This window comes from Pseudomonas sp. 9Ag, assembly GCF_902506445.1.
Taxonomy (GTDB): domain Bacteria; phylum Pseudomonadota; class Gammaproteobacteria; order Pseudomonadales; family Pseudomonadaceae; genus Stutzerimonas; species Stutzerimonas stutzeri_AB.
On sequence record NZ_LR733836.1, the window covers coordinates 3,126,368 to 3,143,199 of the forward strand.

General features: G+C 59.8%; 14 protein-coding genes. 3 read left to right on the forward strand and 11 right to left on the reverse strand.

The window, feature by feature from the left end; translation table 11 throughout:
- Window positions 1-79: 79 nt before the first annotated feature.
- The 11 genes from ALTERO38_RS14120 to ALTERO38_RS14170 form a co-directional block, all read right to left on the reverse strand.
- Complete coding sequence (locus ALTERO38_RS14120) at window positions 80-1,048, reverse strand: GDP-L-fucose synthase (RefSeq protein ID WP_159968757.1); 969 nt, start codon at window positions 1,046-1,048, stop codon at window positions 80-82.
- Window positions 1,049-1,050: 2 nt separating this feature from the next.
- A complete protein-coding gene (gmd, locus tag ALTERO38_RS14125; protein WP_159968758.1) occupies window positions 1,051-2,175 on the reverse strand; it encodes a GDP-mannose 4,6-dehydratase in 1,125 nt (374 codons plus the stop codon).
- Window position 2,176: 1 nt separating this feature from the next.
- Window positions 2,177-2,350 (reverse strand): hypothetical protein, encoded by a 174-nt coding sequence (locus tag ALTERO38_RS14130; RefSeq protein ID WP_159968759.1) that lies wholly within the window; start codon window positions 2,348-2,350, stop codon window positions 2,177-2,179.
- Window positions 2,347-3,576 (reverse strand): glycosyltransferase family 4 protein, encoded by a 1,230-nt coding sequence (locus tag ALTERO38_RS14135; protein WP_159968760.1) that lies wholly within the window; start codon window positions 3,574-3,576, stop codon window positions 2,347-2,349. Before ALTERO38_RS14135 ends, ALTERO38_RS14130 begins: the two co-directional genes overlap by 4 nt.
- Window positions 3,576-4,964: a lipopolysaccharide biosynthesis protein gene (locus ALTERO38_RS14140; RefSeq protein WP_159968761.1), complete on the reverse strand. Its 1,389-nt coding sequence runs from the start codon at window positions 4,962-4,964 to the stop codon at window positions 3,576-3,578. The genes ALTERO38_RS14135 and ALTERO38_RS14140 overlap by 1 nt, the downstream gene beginning before the upstream one ends.
- Window positions 4,965-4,978: 14 nt before the next feature.
- Window positions 4,979-6,325 (reverse strand): UDP-glucose/GDP-mannose dehydrogenase family protein, encoded by a 1,347-nt coding sequence (locus ALTERO38_RS14145; RefSeq protein WP_159968762.1) that lies wholly within the window; start codon window positions 6,323-6,325, stop codon window positions 4,979-4,981.
- A 157-nt stretch (window positions 6,326-6,482) separates the two neighbouring features.
- Window positions 6,483-8,684 carry a polysaccharide biosynthesis tyrosine autokinase gene (locus ALTERO38_RS14150; protein ID WP_102835852.1) on the reverse strand — a complete coding sequence of 734 codons (2,202 nt, stop codon included), beginning with the start codon at window positions 8,682-8,684 and terminating at the stop codon, window positions 6,483-6,485.
- A complete protein-coding gene (locus ALTERO38_RS14155; RefSeq protein ID WP_102835851.1) occupies window positions 8,684-9,217 on the reverse strand; it encodes a polysaccharide biosynthesis/export family protein in 534 nt (177 codons plus the stop codon). Before ALTERO38_RS14155 ends, ALTERO38_RS14150 begins: the two co-directional genes overlap by 1 nt.
- Before the next feature lie 42 nt (window positions 9,218-9,259).
- Window positions 9,260-10,420 carry an outer membrane beta-barrel protein gene (locus tag ALTERO38_RS14160; RefSeq protein WP_159968763.1) on the reverse strand — a complete coding sequence of 387 codons (1,161 nt, stop codon included), beginning with the start codon at window positions 10,418-10,420 and terminating at the stop codon, window positions 9,260-9,262.
- A gap of 807 nt (window positions 10,421-11,227) precedes the next feature.
- Entirely contained in the window at window positions 11,228-12,064 is an 837-nt protein-coding gene (locus ALTERO38_RS14165) for a S1 RNA-binding domain-containing protein (RefSeq protein WP_159968764.1), read from the reverse strand.
- A gap of 88 nt (window positions 12,065-12,152) precedes the next feature.
- A complete protein-coding gene (locus ALTERO38_RS14170) occupies window positions 12,153-14,495 on the reverse strand; it encodes a glucose/quinate/shikimate family membrane-bound PQQ-dependent dehydrogenase (protein ID WP_159968765.1) in 2,343 nt (780 codons plus the stop codon).
- A 373-nt stretch (window positions 14,496-14,868) separates the two neighbouring features.
- Between ALTERO38_RS14170 and ALTERO38_RS14175 the strand changes: the two genes are divergently transcribed.
- The 3 genes from ALTERO38_RS14175 to ALTERO38_RS14185 all read left to right on the forward strand — a co-directional run bounded on the left by ALTERO38_RS14175 (window position 14,869) and on the right by ALTERO38_RS14185 (window position 16,780).
- The gene (locus tag ALTERO38_RS14175) at window positions 14,869-15,048 is read left to right on the forward strand and encodes a hypothetical protein (protein WP_019342315.1); all 180 of its coding nucleotides are present in this window, start codon (window positions 14,869-14,871) and stop codon (window positions 15,046-15,048) included.
- Between the two features lie 96 nt (window positions 15,049-15,144).
- Window positions 15,145-15,867: an RNA pseudouridine synthase gene (locus tag ALTERO38_RS14180; RefSeq protein WP_159968766.1), complete on the forward strand. Its 723-nt coding sequence runs from the start codon at window positions 15,145-15,147 to the stop codon at window positions 15,865-15,867.
- A 151-nt stretch (window positions 15,868-16,018) separates the two neighbouring features.
- Window positions 16,019-16,780, forward strand: a complete 762-nt coding sequence (locus ALTERO38_RS14185) for an ABC transporter substrate-binding protein (RefSeq protein WP_159968767.1) — start codon at window positions 16,019-16,021, stop codon at window positions 16,778-16,780.
- Window positions 16,781-16,832 lie beyond the last annotated feature (52 nt).

Genomic DNA, 16,832 nt, shown 5'->3' on the forward strand with positions numbered 1-16,832 from the left:
ACATGCGCCATGGATGGACAACAGCAGCGGTAGAAAGGTCCGCTGCTGTCAAATGCATCCATGCCAGTCACTATTTCGGTCAGTGGCGTGCCTGATGCTGGTTTTCCACGAACCAGCGATAGGCGTCGCGCAAGCCGTCTTCCAGGCTGATGCTGGACTGCCAGCCCAGCGCCTTGAGGCGGGAAACGTCCATCAGCTTGCGCGGTGTGCCATCCGGCTTGCTGCTGTCGAACTTCAGTTCACCCTGGTATTCGGTGACCCGGGCGATGGTTTCAGCCAATTCACGAATGCTGCAGTCAACACCGGTACCCACATTGATGTGCGAAAGCATCGGCTGGGTATGGGCCTGGTAGGTTTCATCATCCAGCTCCATCACGTGCACGCTGGCAGCGGCCATATCGTCGACGTGCAGGAATTCGCGCTGCGGCTTGCCGCTGCCCCAGATCACTACCTCATCGTCGCCACGCTGGGTCGCCTCGTGGAAGCGTTTGAGCAGCGCAGGCACGACGTGGCTGTTTTCCGGGTGGAAGTTGTCGTTGGGACCGTAAAGGTTGGTCGGCATTACGCTGCGGTAGTCACGCCCGTACTGGCGGTTGTAGCTTTCACAGAGCTTGATACCGGCGATTTTGGCAACCGCATACGGCTCGTTGGTCGGCTCGAGCACACCAGTCACCAGCGCTTCTTCCTTCATCGGCTGCTCGGCGAACTTCGGATAGATGCAAGACGAGCCGAGGAACAGCAACTTGTTCACATCGTTGCAGTGGGCCGCATGAATGATGTTCGCCTCGACCATCAGGTTCTGATAGATGAATTCGGCCGGGTAGGTGTTGTTGGCATGGATGCCGCCCACCTTGGCCGAGGCCATGTAGACCTGATCAATCTTGTTTTCCGCAAAGAAGGCATTGACCGCTGCCTGATCGACCAGGTCCAGCTCTTCACGGCCGCGCGTGATGAGGTTGGTGTATCCCAGCGCCTGCAAGCGTCGGACGATCGCAGAACCCACCATGCCGCGATGTCCCGCAACAAAAACACGTGCGTCACGATTCATATTCAGTTCTCCACACTCACTGGAATTTCAAAGCCGTGCTCTTTGAGCAGGGCATGTCGCTGGGCAACCTTCAGGTCCTCGCGAACCATTTCGGCGCACATTTCCTGCACGCTGATCTCTGGCGTCCAGCCCAACTTGTTCTTGGCGTTGCTCGGGTCGCCGAGCAATGTTTCCACCTCTGCCGGGCGGAAGTACCGCGGATCGATGCGGACCACGACGTCGCCAACGTTGAGAGCTGGCGCCTTGTCCCCGTCGATACCCGCGACGACCGCGACTTCCTCTACCCCGCTGCCTTCGAAGCGCAACTCGATGCCCAGCTCGGCGGCAGACCACTTGATGAACTCACGCACCGAATACTGCACGCCGGTAGCGATGACGAAATCTTCGGCCTGATCCTGCTGCAGCATCATCCACTGCATCCGCACGTAGTCTTTGGCATGGCCCCAGTCGCGCAGTGCATCGAGGTTGCCCATGTGCAGGCAGCTCTCCAGCCCCTGAGCGATGTTCGCCAGGCCACGGGTGATTTTGCGGGTCACGAAGGTTTCGCCACGGCGTGGGGATTCGTGGTTGAAGAGAATCCCGTTGCAGGCATACATGCCGTAGGCTTCGCGGTAGTTCACCGTGATCCAGTAGGCGTAGAGCTTGGCGACTGCATAAGGGGAACGCGGGTAGAACGGCGTGGTTTCCTTCTGCGGAATCTCCTGAACCAGGCCATAGAGCTCTGACGTGGAGGCTTGATAGAAGCGCGTCTTCTTTTCCAGACCCAGCAGGCGAATGGCTTCGAGGATGCGCAAAGCGCCCATACCATCGACATCGGCCGTGTACTCCGGCGACTCGAAGCTGACCGCGACGTGAGATTGCGCGCCGAGGTTGTACACCTCATCCGGCTGAACTTCCTGGATGATGCGGGTCAGGTTCGACGAGTCGGTCAGGTCGCCGTAGTGCAGCACGAAGCTCTGGTCTTCAACGTGACGGTCCTGATAGATGTGGTCGACCCGCTGCGTATTGAACGACGACGCACGGCGCTTGATGCCGTGTACTTCGTAGCCCTTTTCCAGCAGAAACTCAGCGAGATAGGAACCGTCCTGGCCAGTAATTCCGGTGATCAGCGCGCGTTTCTTTTCCATTTCAGAGTACCTGTAGGTTCCAGATGACGAGAGGGGTGTTGAGTTGATGCTGGGACGGCAGCGCAGCGGCGCCCAAGCGCCCTGCTCTGCCATGCAGCTGATTGAATCGATGGTTGGCTGGCGACGTTAACGAGGCGTTACCGCCCTGCCCGGGGCGGACAGACGGTCCGCTCATGCGAGCATCTCCTCGTACAGCGCCTGGTACTGACGGGCAATGACGGGGCTGTCGAAGGTGGTCAGGATTTTTTCTCGCGCATTGAGCACAAGCTGCGGATAGTCTGCCTCTCCGGTGATCCACTCGACGCCTTCTGCCAGACCCTGGGCGTCAAAAGGCGCAGCCTTATAACCGTCGTGCTTGTGCGTCACGATGTCCTTCGGCCCTGTGGCATCGAAGCACACCACGGGGGTTCCGCAGCCCATGGCTTCGGCCAAGGTCTTGCCGAACGCCTCCATCAGGCTCGGCGCGATGAAGACATCTGCCGCCGAATAAAGCAGGCGCAGCGAGATGCTGTCATGCAGGTAGCCGAACGAGGTGTAATCGAAGCCCAAACCGTCAGCGACGGACTGGTCCAGCTTGCCGAAAAAGCACAGGTGATACTTGGCCGGGTCGAGGTGCGTGAGCATCTCCAGATATTTGCCGAAACCCTTGTAGGTGTCTTTGGCACTGGTGCAGCCGGTCAGGATGATCTTCTTCTCGGTCTCGATACCAAGCAGTTGCCGCGCCAGCTGTTTGTCCAGTGGAAAGAACTCACTGGCATCGACGTTGTTGTGGATGGTGCGCACGTCGAAGTCGCGGAACAGGAGACTCTGCCTGGCCTGCTCGGACACCCAGTCGCTGATGCCGATCATCTTCATCGACTCGGGCAGGTACTTGCGCTTGCGGTTGAGTACGAAACGCGACAGGTCTCGGTCGGAGTTGCTGCCGAGCTGATCGCAACTGCCACAGCCGGTGGTGAATTTTTCACAGCCCATGGCGTAGTGGCAGCCGCCAGTCATCGGCCACATGTCGCGCATGGTCCAGACAACGGGCTTGCGCAATTGGGCGAGGTGCTTCATGTCGACGAAGCCACCGTTGACCCAGTGCAGATGCACCACGTCCGCCTCACGGCATGCTGTGCTGTCAGTGAAATCGGCGCCCATGACACCAGCGCTGAACATGCCGGACTGGCGCTTGCGGTAGACGCTGGCGAACGCCTGGTCAGCCTGACTTCTGGCAATGCTGATGATCTTGTCTTTCTTGCTGCGACTGACCGACACCACCGAGGTGTCGCCATGGGTTTGCTGACTGTTGGTGTAGACGCGCGAGTCGACACCCAACGAGCGCAAGCCCTGGTGCAGCCAGTAAGCGCCACGTGCGGCGCCCCCGGTCAGTTCGCCAGCAACCAAATGTAAAACCTTCATCAATCGAAACTCTCTTCTGAATGCTGGGCGTTCTGCTGAGACGCGTACCACCGGCGCGATGCAATCAGCACGATCACCATCAGCGACGAATAGATGACGATGCTCGCGACGGCGAAGGCCTGCACGGTGGCCAGGGCGCTGCCGATTAACAGCGCACCGCCGAACAGCGACAGCACGCGCAAGCTGGTGCTGAATATTTCGAACAACAGGAAGCGCGCCTGCAGCGACAGCGCCGGGACCGCAACCACGCACGGACGCGAAACGAAGATCACGTACTCGGCCAAGGCCAGCCAACGGGCGTACTCGCCAGCCACATGCCACTGGTCACCAAACACCAGTGCAAACAGCCATGGGCCAAACACTGCCACCAGCGAAAACGGCACCAGGCCAACCAGCCCCAGCGCGGCGGTTGCCTTCAGCAGCATCGCGGCGACCGGCTCGCGGTCGTGGATGGCACGGCTGATGCGCGGGTAGTACACATCGGCGACCGACTTACCGATCAGATTGGTTGGCATCGTCAGCGCCTGCTTGCACAGAGCGAAGAAGCCCGCGGCAGCCGGTCCGAAATAGGCAGCAAGCACCAGCGTCGGCAAATGCTGCGACACGGCGTTGATCAACATCACCGGCGCACGAAACCTCGGGAAATCGCTGTGCCTGCGAGCCAGTTCGAGCATGCCGGGGCTGCTCTGCTCGGCGTCTTCCGCGTGGTTATCCGCATGGGGTTTGGCGCGCAGCATGGCCAACGCGAGCATTGCCGCATGCAACGCTTGTTGCAGGGCGGTGGTGCAGACCAACACCAGAGCAGAGGACTGCACCAGACCCGCGACGGTCCGCATCGAGTTGAAGAACAACGAATGCCCCACCGCCACACTTGCGGTGATACGGAAACGCTGGGTGCGAAACAGCCACTGCTGGCAAATCTCAAGCGCAGCGCCGCAGAACATCACGAACGGGATGAGCATCAGGTAGGGCTGAATGATCTCGATCTCGAGCGTTCGGGCAAGCTGATCGCCAAAGAAGTACAGCGCCAGAGCGACCACTGTCGCCAGCGACAACGCAGTAGCCAGAGCCAATCGCACCAGACCTCGCGCATCGCCATCGCGCTTGGGCAGCACGATGGCAATGGGATAGGTCAGCGCCGCTACCGGAATCAGCATCATCGTGACGCTGAGAAAGGTGCCGAGTACCCCATACGCTTCTGGACCATAAATGCGCGTGATCACCGGCATGAACGCCAGGGTGATCGCCTGCGCACCGGCGGTGCCAGTCACCACGGTCAGGATATTGCGCAGCAGCTTGCTGCGCATGCTTGCCTGCAGCAGCGCAGCCAGTCTTTCCCTGACCGGGGACGAAGTGCGCCGCATGCTGGACTGATCGATGGCGCTCACTCGCTGCCCCTCGCTCAGGCCTGGACCGGCTGACGGCCGATGCCGTAATAGCTGAACCCTTCGCGCTTGACCTGCTCGCGGTCGTACTGGTTACGCCCGTCGATGATCAGCGGTGTGTTCAGCAGGCGCTTGAGCGCACGGAAATCCGGACGGCGGAACGGCTTCCATTCGGTGACCAGGCACAGCGCATCGGCATCGATAGCGGCTTCGTATTGTCCCTCGACGATCTGCAGACGGCCGTCGGTAAACCAGCTCTCGGGGAACTCGCGGCGGGCAGTTTCACGGGCAACCGGATCGAACGCGCGCACCTTCGCGCCAGCATTGATCAGGCTGTTGATCAGCACCACGCTTGGCGCCTCGCGCATGTCGTCGGTGCCGGGCTTGAACGCCAGCCCCCAGACCGCAAAGGTGCGGCCGCTCAGGTCGCCATTGAAGTGGGTGGACAGCTTGTTGAACAGCGAATGCTTCTGCTGATCGTTGCGCGATTCCACCGCCTGTAGCAGCTTTGGCTCGAAGTCGTTCTGATGGGCGATGTTGATCAGCGCCTTGACGTCTTTCGGGAAGCAGGAGCCGCCGTAGCCACAGCCGGCATAGATGAAGTGGTAGCCAATGCGCTCGTCAGAGCCGATACCCAGGCGCACATTCTCGACATCCACATCGAGGCGCTCGCAGAGGCTGGCGATCTCGTTCATGAAGGAGATTTTGGTCGCCAGCATGGCATTGGCTGCGTACTTGGTCATTTCCGCATCGCGAATGCCCATGAACATGGTGCGCGGACGATTTCGGATGAAGGGTGCGTACAGCGCGCTCATGACCTGACGAGCGTGCTCGTTGTCAGCACCGATAACGATGCGGTCCGGGTGCATGAAGTCGTTGACCGCCGCACCTTCCTTGAGGAATTCCGGGTTGGAGACGACTGAGAATTCAATGTCGACGCCGCGCGCCTCAAGACGCTCGGCAACCGCTGCGCGCACGAGGTCCGCCGTGCCGACCGGCACTGTCGACTTGTTCACCACGATTGCGGGAGCAGTCAGCGTGTCACCAATCTGCTTGGCGACCTCCAGCACATAGCGCAAATCGGCGGAGCCATCTTCGCCCGGCGGAGTGCCGACAGCGATGAAAAACACTTCGGACTGCTCGACTGCCTCGGTGAGCGACGTGGTGAAGAGCAAGCGGCCGGACTGATGGTTCTCGGTGACGATCTCTTCGAGGCCCGGCTCATAGATCGGCAGAATGCCCTGCTTCAGGTTATCGATTTTGGCCTTGTCGACGTCGACGCAGTAAACCGTGTTACCCATCTCCGCGATACAGGCTCCGGTAACCAGTCCGACGTAGCCGCTTCCAACGACGGTGATATTCATAGCAGGATCCTCGATTCATACATTGATACAGGCGTGCCTCGGCGCGACCCTTTTCGGTGGCCGATGGCGCAAATTCTTCGCTTGGGCAGATAGTCAATCCGGGGTGGGTCCATCGCATGGTTGGACACACCCCGGTAATGGATTGACGAGCCGGTCGTCAGACCGTCTGTGGCTCGCTGTATCCGTAATGGTCGTAGTAGCCACGGAACTGACCGTTCTTCTTGGCTTTCTCGATATCGACGTAGTTGAGTACCACGCCGGTGACCGGTGCATTGCTGTTCTGCAGTTGGCTCACCCCTTTCTGCACATGTGGGATCAGCGTGCTGTCGGACTTGACGACGTAGATCACCGCATCAGCGAGCGTGGACAGAACAGCCGCATCACTGACCGCCTGGCTCGGCGGCGAGTCGATGATGATGCGGTCATAGCGACCCTTGACCACTTCGAGCAGCTTGGCGAAACGCGGTGAAGACAGCAGCTCCAGCGGATTGGAGGGCACTGCACCGGCAGCGATCATGTCGACGTTGCCAACGGTGTGAATGCACTCCTCAAGCTTGGCGTTGCCACCGATCAGGTTCACCAGGCCCGGCGTGCCCGGCTTGAAATCGAACGCCTTGTCGAGCGTCGCACGGCGCAAGTCGGCGTCGATCAACAGCACGCGATGCAGCTGGCCCATGGCGAATGCGAGGTTGGCCGATACCGAACTCTTACCTTCGCCCGGTGCGGTCGAGGTGATCACCAGCACCTGACGAGGCTGGCTTGCCTCGGTCAGCAGCAGGTTGGTGCGGATAGTCCGTACCGCTTCGCAGAAGCGCTTGTCACCGCTGCGTTCGAACAGATGGCTGACTTCCTTGCGCAGCTTGCGCGGCACCTGCGGGACGATACCCATGACAGGCAGACCCAGCTTGGACTCGACTTCTTCAGAGCTCTTGAAGGTGTTGTCGAGAATTTCGCGGATGATCGCCTGGGCGATACCCAGCACCAGTGCCAGGAACAACGCCACCACCAAGATCAGCTTCTTGTTTGGCGCACTGGCCTCGGTTGGCGGGATGGCGGCATCGACTACCCGAGCATTGGTAGAACTGAGATCCGAGGTCGCGGTGGTTTCCTGCAGGCGGGTCATGAAGGTGTCGTAGAGCGCACGATCACTTTCGACCTCCCGCTGCAGGTCACGTACTTTGAACTCTTTACGGGAAATATCCTGAATCCGGCCCTTGTTCTCGTCGAAGGAGGCCTTCAAGGAGTTCTCATTGGCGACGGCCAGCTGATAGTTACGTTCGATGCTGGCGACGACCTGCTCGACCTGCTGTTTCAGGCTGGCGGTGGCAGCATTGAGGTCTGACCGAGCAGAAACCATCGCCGGATGGCGGTTGCCGTAGCGACGCGAAAGATCTTCGACACGCGAACGCGCATGGGCTTGGTCAGCTTTGAATTGCTGGATCAGCGGATGACCCAGAACCGCCGGCACGCTGGCCAGACGCTCCCAGCCCTGGCTGCGCATGGACTCGACCTGGCGGTACTGGCTTTCGGCTTCGGCGCGCTGACGGCGCGCATCAATCATACGATCACCAGTAAGCGACAGCTCGTTGGCACTGATGGTGCCCACACCATCGAGGTCGACCAGCCCTTCCGCATCGAGATAGGCCTGAAGGCGATCTTCCGAAGCCTGCAGGTTCTCACGCAGCGAAACCAGGCGTTCATTCATCCAGCTGGCAGCGGTCATCGACATGTCGACCTTCGCTTCCAGCTGCGCCTCGATATAGGCCTGCGCCAGCCGGTTGGTGGCCTGTGCGGCGGTCAGGTTATCCGCCATGGATACCGACAGATAAACCAGCTGACTCTTACCTTCGACCCAGACTGAAGTACGCTCCATAAACTGCTGGGTGGCGTAATCCATGACCTGCGCTTCGGTGATCGGCTCTGGCTCTTCGCCTGTGACCATATCGATCAGAGCGCCAACATCGACCAGCGGGCCCGGCTGCTGTCGCAGATCGAACTCGGGGTGTTCGGTCAGATTCAGATCGCGGACGACGCGCTCGGCAACGCCACGGCTCTGCATCAGGCTGAGCTGTGTCTGCAGATACTCGCTGAGCTCAACCGGGGTATCGGCTGCCGGCTGGAACGACAACACTGGCGTGCCCTTGCTCTCGATGAGCACCGTGGCGACAGCCTTGTAGATCGGCGTCATGCGCGACAGCAGGAAAACGGTCAGCACCGCGACGACCGCCACGAGCAGGATGATCCCCCACTTGCGCGACCAGACTGCATGCCAGATTTTTTTCAGATCTATGAAGTCACTATCAGCCGCAGGCCCAGCGGGGCGCTGCCATGGTCGATCCGGGCGAACTGGGCTATTCATCAGAAGAATCCTTCATCGATGTTGATCGTGTCGCCAGGGCGAACCAGGGTGTTCATGGTGGCTTTCTCTTCCTCGCGGCTGCCTTGCGAGCCGCGCACGATAGTCATGCGTTTGGTCGAAGCACGCTCGGTCAGCCCGCCAGCAAGCGCAATGGCGCGGTCAAGCGTCAGGCCGGGCTGGAACGGATAACCGCCTGGAAGCTTTACCTCACCGGCGATGTAGAACTCGCGGTAGTTGGCAACCGATACCGATACGCGCGGATCGATCAGATAGCCATCCTTCAGCTTCTCGACCAGGATGTTGCGCACTTCACCTGGGGTTTTGCCGTTGGCGTCCACCTCACCAATGAAGGGAAAGGTGAAAGTGCCAGCGTCTGTCAGGCGAATCTCTTCGAAGGTCAGGTCCGGCTCACCATGCACATTGATGCGAATGACGTCCCCCGAGCCCAACTGGTATTGCGCAGCGGCGGCACCGGCGCTGAACGCCAGCATCAGCAGCAGTGAAAAGAGTTTGAACATGTTCGGGATGCGCATCGGCGGCTCCTCCTTAGGCACTGGTTAACGTCCTACCCGGGCTCAGAGGCTCAGGTCGAAACTCAGCAGATAAACGTTACGGTCGTAGGTTTCCGAGCTCAGACTGGAGTCGTTTTCCGTCCTGAGGTAGGAAAGGGTCACGTCGATCCAACGATCAGGTGACCAGGTCACGCCTGCGCCGTAGCCGGTGCGCTCATCGTCCCGGTTAATCCCTTCGTACTCGCGGTCCGAGAATCGATACAGCAGCTCGGTCGAGATCCGCGACGTCCATTCGTGATCCCAGGAAGCAATGGTGGTCCAGTCATTGATGGTGCTGGCGCCGTCATCACCTTCGTCGAAGGCACGGCGAGAATTGACTGTGAATGCCGAATAGCTACGCGGCTTGTAGGTAACACCGACTTCCCACATGGGGCTGGTAAAGTCTTCGCGCTGATCGCTGTCGAAGTCCTTCCGCTCGGCGCCCAACTTGACTGTGCCGGAGGTCTTGGAGGTTGCATCCCAGGTAGCACCACCCAGCAGCGCCACGTTGGTGCTATCGCGCAGTGCGCTGGAGAGCTTGTAGTCATGATCGGTATGGCGAACTTCGACCAGCGAACGGGTCTTGGAACCCAGCCGATGGAACCAGATGGAGTTGAACATCAAACTGTCGCGCTCTTCCGACGCGTTGATGTTGCCGCTGTTGTGGTAGCGACGCTGCTCGTAATGCGTGCCGAACTCCAGCTGGTTGCGAGCAGTGCGGGCTCCGAAACGATAAGCCGCCTGGGCAACGGCGGTACTGTACTTGTCGTTCTCGGTGTTGATCTCGGTGTCGGCGGTCTCTTCCACGCGGTGGTAGGCGAGACCCCAGGTCAGGCGATGCCGGGAAGTGAATTCCATGGCGCTTCTGAGGCGCAGATGATGGTCGGTGTTACTGGCTTCGGAATCCGAATGGAAGATATCGCTGTTGAACGAGTACTCAAGCTCATACTCGCTGTTGCGATTACCGGTTCCCAGCACGAACGTTGGATTAATACCGGTGACCCAGGATGCCTGCTCATTGTCCGACAGACCGCGGTAGTTGTCGTCGTAGCTTTCGCGCACAACCAGCGTTGGGGTGAACTCGAACCCTCCCAGCTGTATGTACCGGGGTTCGTCGTCCTGTGCCCAGCTCTGAGTGGCTGCAAGGCACAGTAGCGGCAAGCATGGAAGTGTGATCTTCCTCATATAGAATCCCTTCTCGGAGATAAATTGTGGTGCATACCTACCCTCTGGCTGCGTCGCCTGGCTGCTGTGAGGAGGCATAGACACGCAACAGACCGCAAATATCCCAGACAGTTGCACATTCGCTTAGCAGGGCACTTTTCCGGCGCCAACAGCTTTTATCTCGCACCGGCTCTAATCCGGCCGGTTCCTGCACGCTACCGCCCCGGAGAAATGCTCCCGAGGCGAAACATCCTGTCAACATCCACAGGTGAGCCGCGTCAAGCGTTAGACCCAGGGTCGAACGACGGCTTAATCTGACCTTAGCTTAGGTTTTGTTGTTGGCACGGAAGCATGTACGCGTGCGGCGCGGCCCCAGCTTGTCATCACACCGTTGAATCAAGGCCCAGCATTCAGGCGCACATGAGCTGTACTGCAACGGGGAATAAGAAACAGGCCAAGCCTCTACTCGGAACAGCACCGTTCAGACGCCTGCCATGTCTCGTTGCGCCGCTAAGGGTCTCGCGGGCACATCCAGTCGACCGTCTCAACGCACCTTGTAAAGCACCAGCGACCCTTTCTGGACCCAGCCTGATATGAACGAGTTCCATATGGGAACTCGGACGAGTGCGACGGGGATGAGTGGCAGCGGCTAGTGTTTGATCAGACGAGACAGGCCAAAACCTGGCAGATGAGCGAGGTGCTCAAAAACCCGCGCTAGAGGGGTCGGCAAATCGATACGTCGATTCATGATTGGACGCAGGGCAAAACAGGGGGAAAGGAATGCCAAAGTAACTGGCACGGGCGACCCCGAAGGGCCGCCCGCACACCTCAGGCTCGCTCGATACGGTCGGGATGGATAATGATGCGCCCCTGCTTGTACAGGCCACCGATGGCTTTCTTGAAGTTGCCCTTACTGACGCCGAACAGCCGCGCGATTTCATCTGCGGCGGTCTTGTCGCTGACGGGCAGGCTGCCCTGGTTTTCCTGCAGCTTTTGCAGAATCAGCGCCTGCAATGCATCAGCAGCCTCGCTGCCCACTGGTTGAAGGCTCAGGCTGATCTTGCCATCAGGTCTGATTTCCTTGATGTAGCCTTTCTCGCGGATACCGCCACGCAGGAACTTGAAGGCCTCGTTCTTGTGGATCAGCCCCCAGTGCTTGCCGTTAATGATTGCCTTGTGGCCGAGATCGGTGGGCTCGACCACCAGCAGATCAACGGCTTCGCCGACCTTGTAACGCGCAGGCGTCTTGTCCAGATAGCGGTCGAGGCGCGCCGTGGCGGTAATACGACGGGTGTGCTTGTCGAGATAGACGTGCACGACACAGTAGTCACCCTCGTTGAGCGGCCGCTTTTCTTCCGAGTGCGGCAGCAGCAGATCCTTGGGCAGCCCCCAATCGAGAAACAGGCCGATCCGATTGATTTCGACGACTTTCAAGCTGGCGAAATCACCGACCTGGACCTTGGGCTTCTCGGTCGTTGCGATGAGCTTGTCTTCACTGTCCAGATAGATGAAGACGTTCAGCCAGTCATCTACCTCCGTAGGCGTGTTTTTCGGAATGTACCGGTTGGGCAGCAGAATTTCGCCATCCGGACCACCATCCAGATAGAGGCCGAAACCGGTGTGCTTGACGATTTGCAGACTATTGAAGCGCCCGATTGCGGCCATGTAACGATTCCTCTGGGTCGAAGGTGGCGATTCTAGCAGGCCACCCGCTTACCGCGTGCGCGCCGCTATGGCGCCCACGCGATAACCCTTACTGCGGCAGTGCGTAGGCGATCACCGAGTCCCCAGCTTTGGTGCCGAGCGATCCGTGACCACCCGCAACGACCACGACCATCTGCCGGCCCGAACGGCTTTGATAGGTCATCGGTGTCGCCTGGCCACCGGCTGGCAACCGCGCACGCCATAGCTGCTTGCCAGTGGTGACGTCATAGGCACGCACGTAGTAATCCAACGTACTGGAGAGAAATGCCACGCCGCCAGCGGTCATCACAGGCCCGCCCAGGCTCGGCACACCCATTTCGAATGGCAGCGGGACCGGCGCGCGATCACGCACCGTACCGTTCTTGCGCAGCCAATGGGTTTTACCCGTGCGCAGGTCGGCGCCTGCCACATAACCCCATGGCGGTGCCGTGCAAGGCAGACCAATCGGCGACACGAAGGGCTTCAGGTCGACCGCGAACGGCGCGCCGAAGTTTTCGTTCAGGTACGGCTCGCTGTCGGAAACGTAGGTCGTCTCGTCGTTCTCGCGCGGAATCAGCGTTGAAGTAAAGGCCAGATAGGACGGTGCGCTGAACACCATCTGCCTAACCGGATCAACCGCTACGCTGCCCCAGTTGAACACGCCGAAGTTGCCGGGATAGACCAGCGAACCCTGTGTCGAAGGCGGCGTGTAACGGCCCTCGTAACGCAACGAGTTGAACTTGATGTGGCACATCATCTGATCGATGAACGTCGCACCCCACAGATCGGAATCCTGCAGTTTCGGCGGCTCGTACGACAGCGCCGAAACGGGCTGCGTCGCTGCCACATAATCACCCTTCGCTGCGCCCTGCGGTGCTGGCACTTCTCGTACCGGGAGCACTGGCTCACCCGTCCGGCGATCCAGCACATAGATGTCGCCCTGCTTGGTCGGCTGCACCAGGGCCGGCACCATACCCGACTCGGTCTGGATATCGACGAGGCTTGGCTGCGCTGGCACATCCATGTCCCATAGATCGTGATGCACGGTCTGGAACACCCAGCGCACCTGCCCGGTCTCCAAATCCAGCGCGACGACGGACGAAGCGAAACGCTCTGTGTTCTCGCTGCGGTTGCCGCCCCACTGATCCGGAACCTGGTTACCCATTGGCACGAAGACCAGTCCTAACTCCTCATCAGCGCTCGAAATGCTCCAGCTGTTCGGTGTGCTTTCGCTATAGGTTTCGTCCGGCGCGATAGGTGCGGTCTGTTCCGGATTACCCGGATCCCAGTTCCACTTCAGCTCACCGGTGATGACGTCATAAGCACGGATCACGCCGGATGGCTCGGTAGTCGAGACGTTATCGTTGACTGCCCCACCCACGATGACCAAATCGTTCGCGACTACCGGTGGTGACGTTGAGTAGTAGAAGCCATCGGTGATGTTGGGCATGTTTTTCCACAAATTCACCGCGCCGTTTTCACCGAAAGACTCGCAAACTTTTCCGGTATCCGGATCAAGCGCGATCAGCCGTGCATCGGCAGTCGGCATGAAGAGACGTTGCTGACAGGCCTGCCCCTCGACCGGGGTCTCGCTGGCGTGATAAGACAACCCGCGGCATGTCAGATGCTGCCGATTGGTCGAGTCCGGAACCTCCGGATCGAAGCGCCAGCGCTCTTCTCCGGTCTCGGCATCCAACGCAATCACGAAATTATGCGGCGTGCAGATGAAGAGGCTGTCATCGATCTTGAGCGGTGTGACTTCGTAAGTAGTCTCGTTGGGATCGCCCGGACGACGCATATCACCGGTGTGGTAATGCCAGACCTTTTCCAGCCGCTCGACGTTGTTTGGCGTGATCTGCGCCAGCGGTGAATAGCGCGTGCCGTGCTGAGTACGACCGTAAGCGTGCCAATCGCTGGCTGGCACATCGTCCGCAGAGTCCACCCCGGCTGCAGCCGCCACAGCCAGCGGTGGCGGCAGCATGCCCCTGATGTCGTTACTGTCGGTGGTTAACGCATGCAGAGCTGTCGCCCCCCAGAGGGCCACGGCGACCATCAGGGGAATTGCACTACCGCCCCAAGCGCGCGCACCGAAGTGTTGCCAACCCAGTCGCTGAGCAATCCAGGGCGTCAGCAACCACAACCCAAGTGGGCCGATGATGCTAGCGCGGGGGGCCAGCTGCCACCAGTCGAAGCCCACTTCATAGATGGCCCAACCCAGCGCACCGAGCATTACCAGTGCATAAACCCAAAGCGCCGCGCGACGCCGAGCCCACAGCAATCCGCCGGTTAACAGAAAGCCGACTGCGAGGATCGCGAAATACCAGGTACCGCCGAGCGCGATGATTTTCGAACCACCGACGGCAAGCGCCAGGCCCAGGATGATGCACAGGATTGCACTGATGACGACCGCCACTCTCCGCTCCTTATTCCATTGATGGGGCTGGAGATGACGAAACAAATACTTTGCCGCGAGCGTCCCCTGCCTTGTCTTCGTGTCGTGGCAGACCGCCGCTTCGCCAGACCCGATAGTGTGTGGACCGGATGTGAACGAGAATGCTCCCGGGGGAGGGGAAAAATCGAAGACGCACGTGTGCTGGCGACCCAAGCCCTGCTAACGCATCCGCCGCCGATCCGTTTGCTGCCGGACACAGGCTACGGCAACGAGCCAGGCGAACCTGAGCCAGGTAGCAAGCGGGTAGAGAAAATCGAGTCAAGCGAAAAATCGAACAAAATTTAGCCAGATCTGTATAATGTCCGGTTCGACTGACCAAAGGAACCAGATGACGATGGCCTCCAAGACCACCACCGCCAAGCGCAAACCCGAACCCGCCAGCGAAACCAGCGAATCGCTGGCTAGCCAGATGGCAGCCTTTCTGAAGGCCGGCGGCGAAGTACAAAAGATCCCTAACGGGGTCAGCGGCCAGACTCAGGGCCCGTCGCGCCAGATCACCATCAGCAAGAAGTAATCTCCGCAACACCCGACCTACTAAGCGAGCCCCCACTGCTTTTAGCCGTTTGCAGTGGCTCGCCAGGTTTCCCCTTCCGAAGCACCCGAGCCCACCATGACTGACCCGATACGCTTGTCCAAACGCCTCGCCGAGCAGATCGGCTGTTCCCGGCGCGAGGCCGAGCTGTATATCGAGGGAGGCTGGGTCAGCGTCGACGGGCAAGTTATCGAAGCCCCCTATTTCAAGGTAGGCGAGCAGCGCATCGAGCTGCTGCCCGGCGCCACCGCGGCCGAACTGCCACCGGTCACGCTGTTGCTGCACAAGCCAGCCGGCCAGCCCACCGCAGTGGAACCCGGCGATGCGATGAAGCAACTTGCCGATGCCGGCCATTGGAGCGGCGACGGCTCACGCCTGGCGCCCCGCGAACGCCACTTTGCACGCCAGACTGCCATTCTGCCGCTGGAGCAAGACATCAGCGGGTTGATGGTATTCAGCCAGCAACGCGAGGTGATCCGCAAACTGGCCGATCCACGCGACACGCTAGAGCAGGAGTACATCGTCGAAGTCGCTGGCGAGCCCGAGGAAGGCGGGCTGGCGTTGCTGGGCAAGGGCATCGGCCATTGTGGCAAAATCCTGCCCAAGGCCAAGGCCAGCTGGCAGAACGAGACCCGCCTGCGCATCGTGCTCAAGTCGCCGCAAGCCGGCGATCTGCGTCAGCTGTGCGAAGCCATCGGCTTGCAGATGATCAGCTGCAAGCGAATCCGGATAGGCCGCCTGTCGATGGCCAAGCTGCCGGTCGGCGAGTGGCGTTTTCTCGGCGAACATGAACGCTTCTAGCCTAAAGCCGTCTCTTGCATAACCCTGATTGCTCACGCGTTGCGGCCGCTGGACTATGCTGATGTCGATGGCAACGAAAACAAAGCCAGCCGCAGGCCGTCGTCACAGGCCCTGATCGCCGCCCCTCGCCATCCCGAGATAAAGGTTTGCCATGCACAGACTCGTCCTGTTGCTGACGCTCATCCTGTTGCCTTCGGTCTGCGGAGCCCAGCAACGAGTCGAGGTGTGGACGTATCATTTTTCGCCACCGTTCGTTCTCGACGATGCCCAGGGGCTATCGCAGGCCTTCGTCGAACTGCTCAACAACAACGCCGCCAATGATTACCGCTTTCGCTTCGAGCTGGTCAAATTGCCGCGCAAGCGTGTGGACAAGCGCCTGGAGCGGAAGCGGGCCGGCATTCTGCTATGGGCTACCCCGAGCTTTTTCACAGCCGCGCAGACCGCTGACGGAACCTGGTCGGAGCCGCTGCTGACAGATCAGCAAGACTTCGTCTCATTACCCGACGCGCCCGTTGAGTACGAGAACCCCGCGTCGCTAGACAACCTGGTGTTGGGTGGCGTGTTGGGTCACCGATACGAAGGGCTTGAAGCGGATATCGCCAGCGGTGCAATCAAACGCCAGGACGCCCAGGGCGATCTGCAAAACCTCGAGAAGCTGCTGTCGGGTCGTATCAGCACCTTGCTGATCCCGCGCTCTGCCCTGCTCTACTACCGCAAAGAAAAAATGCTTCGAGATTTATACGTCTCGAACATGCCGCTGTATCAGTTCAATCGCCGCGTGTGGATAGCCGACACCCTTGGTCAGCCGGTCATCAGCTACCTCGACCACTTTCTAGAAACCTTGCCAGAGAACCCCGAGTGGCAGATCCTGCTGTTCCGTTACGGACTGCAGCCCATTGCCGCCGCGCATTGAAACAGGCTGAACAGAAACGAAACACGCAGGTCAGAACACGCGCTGACCCACT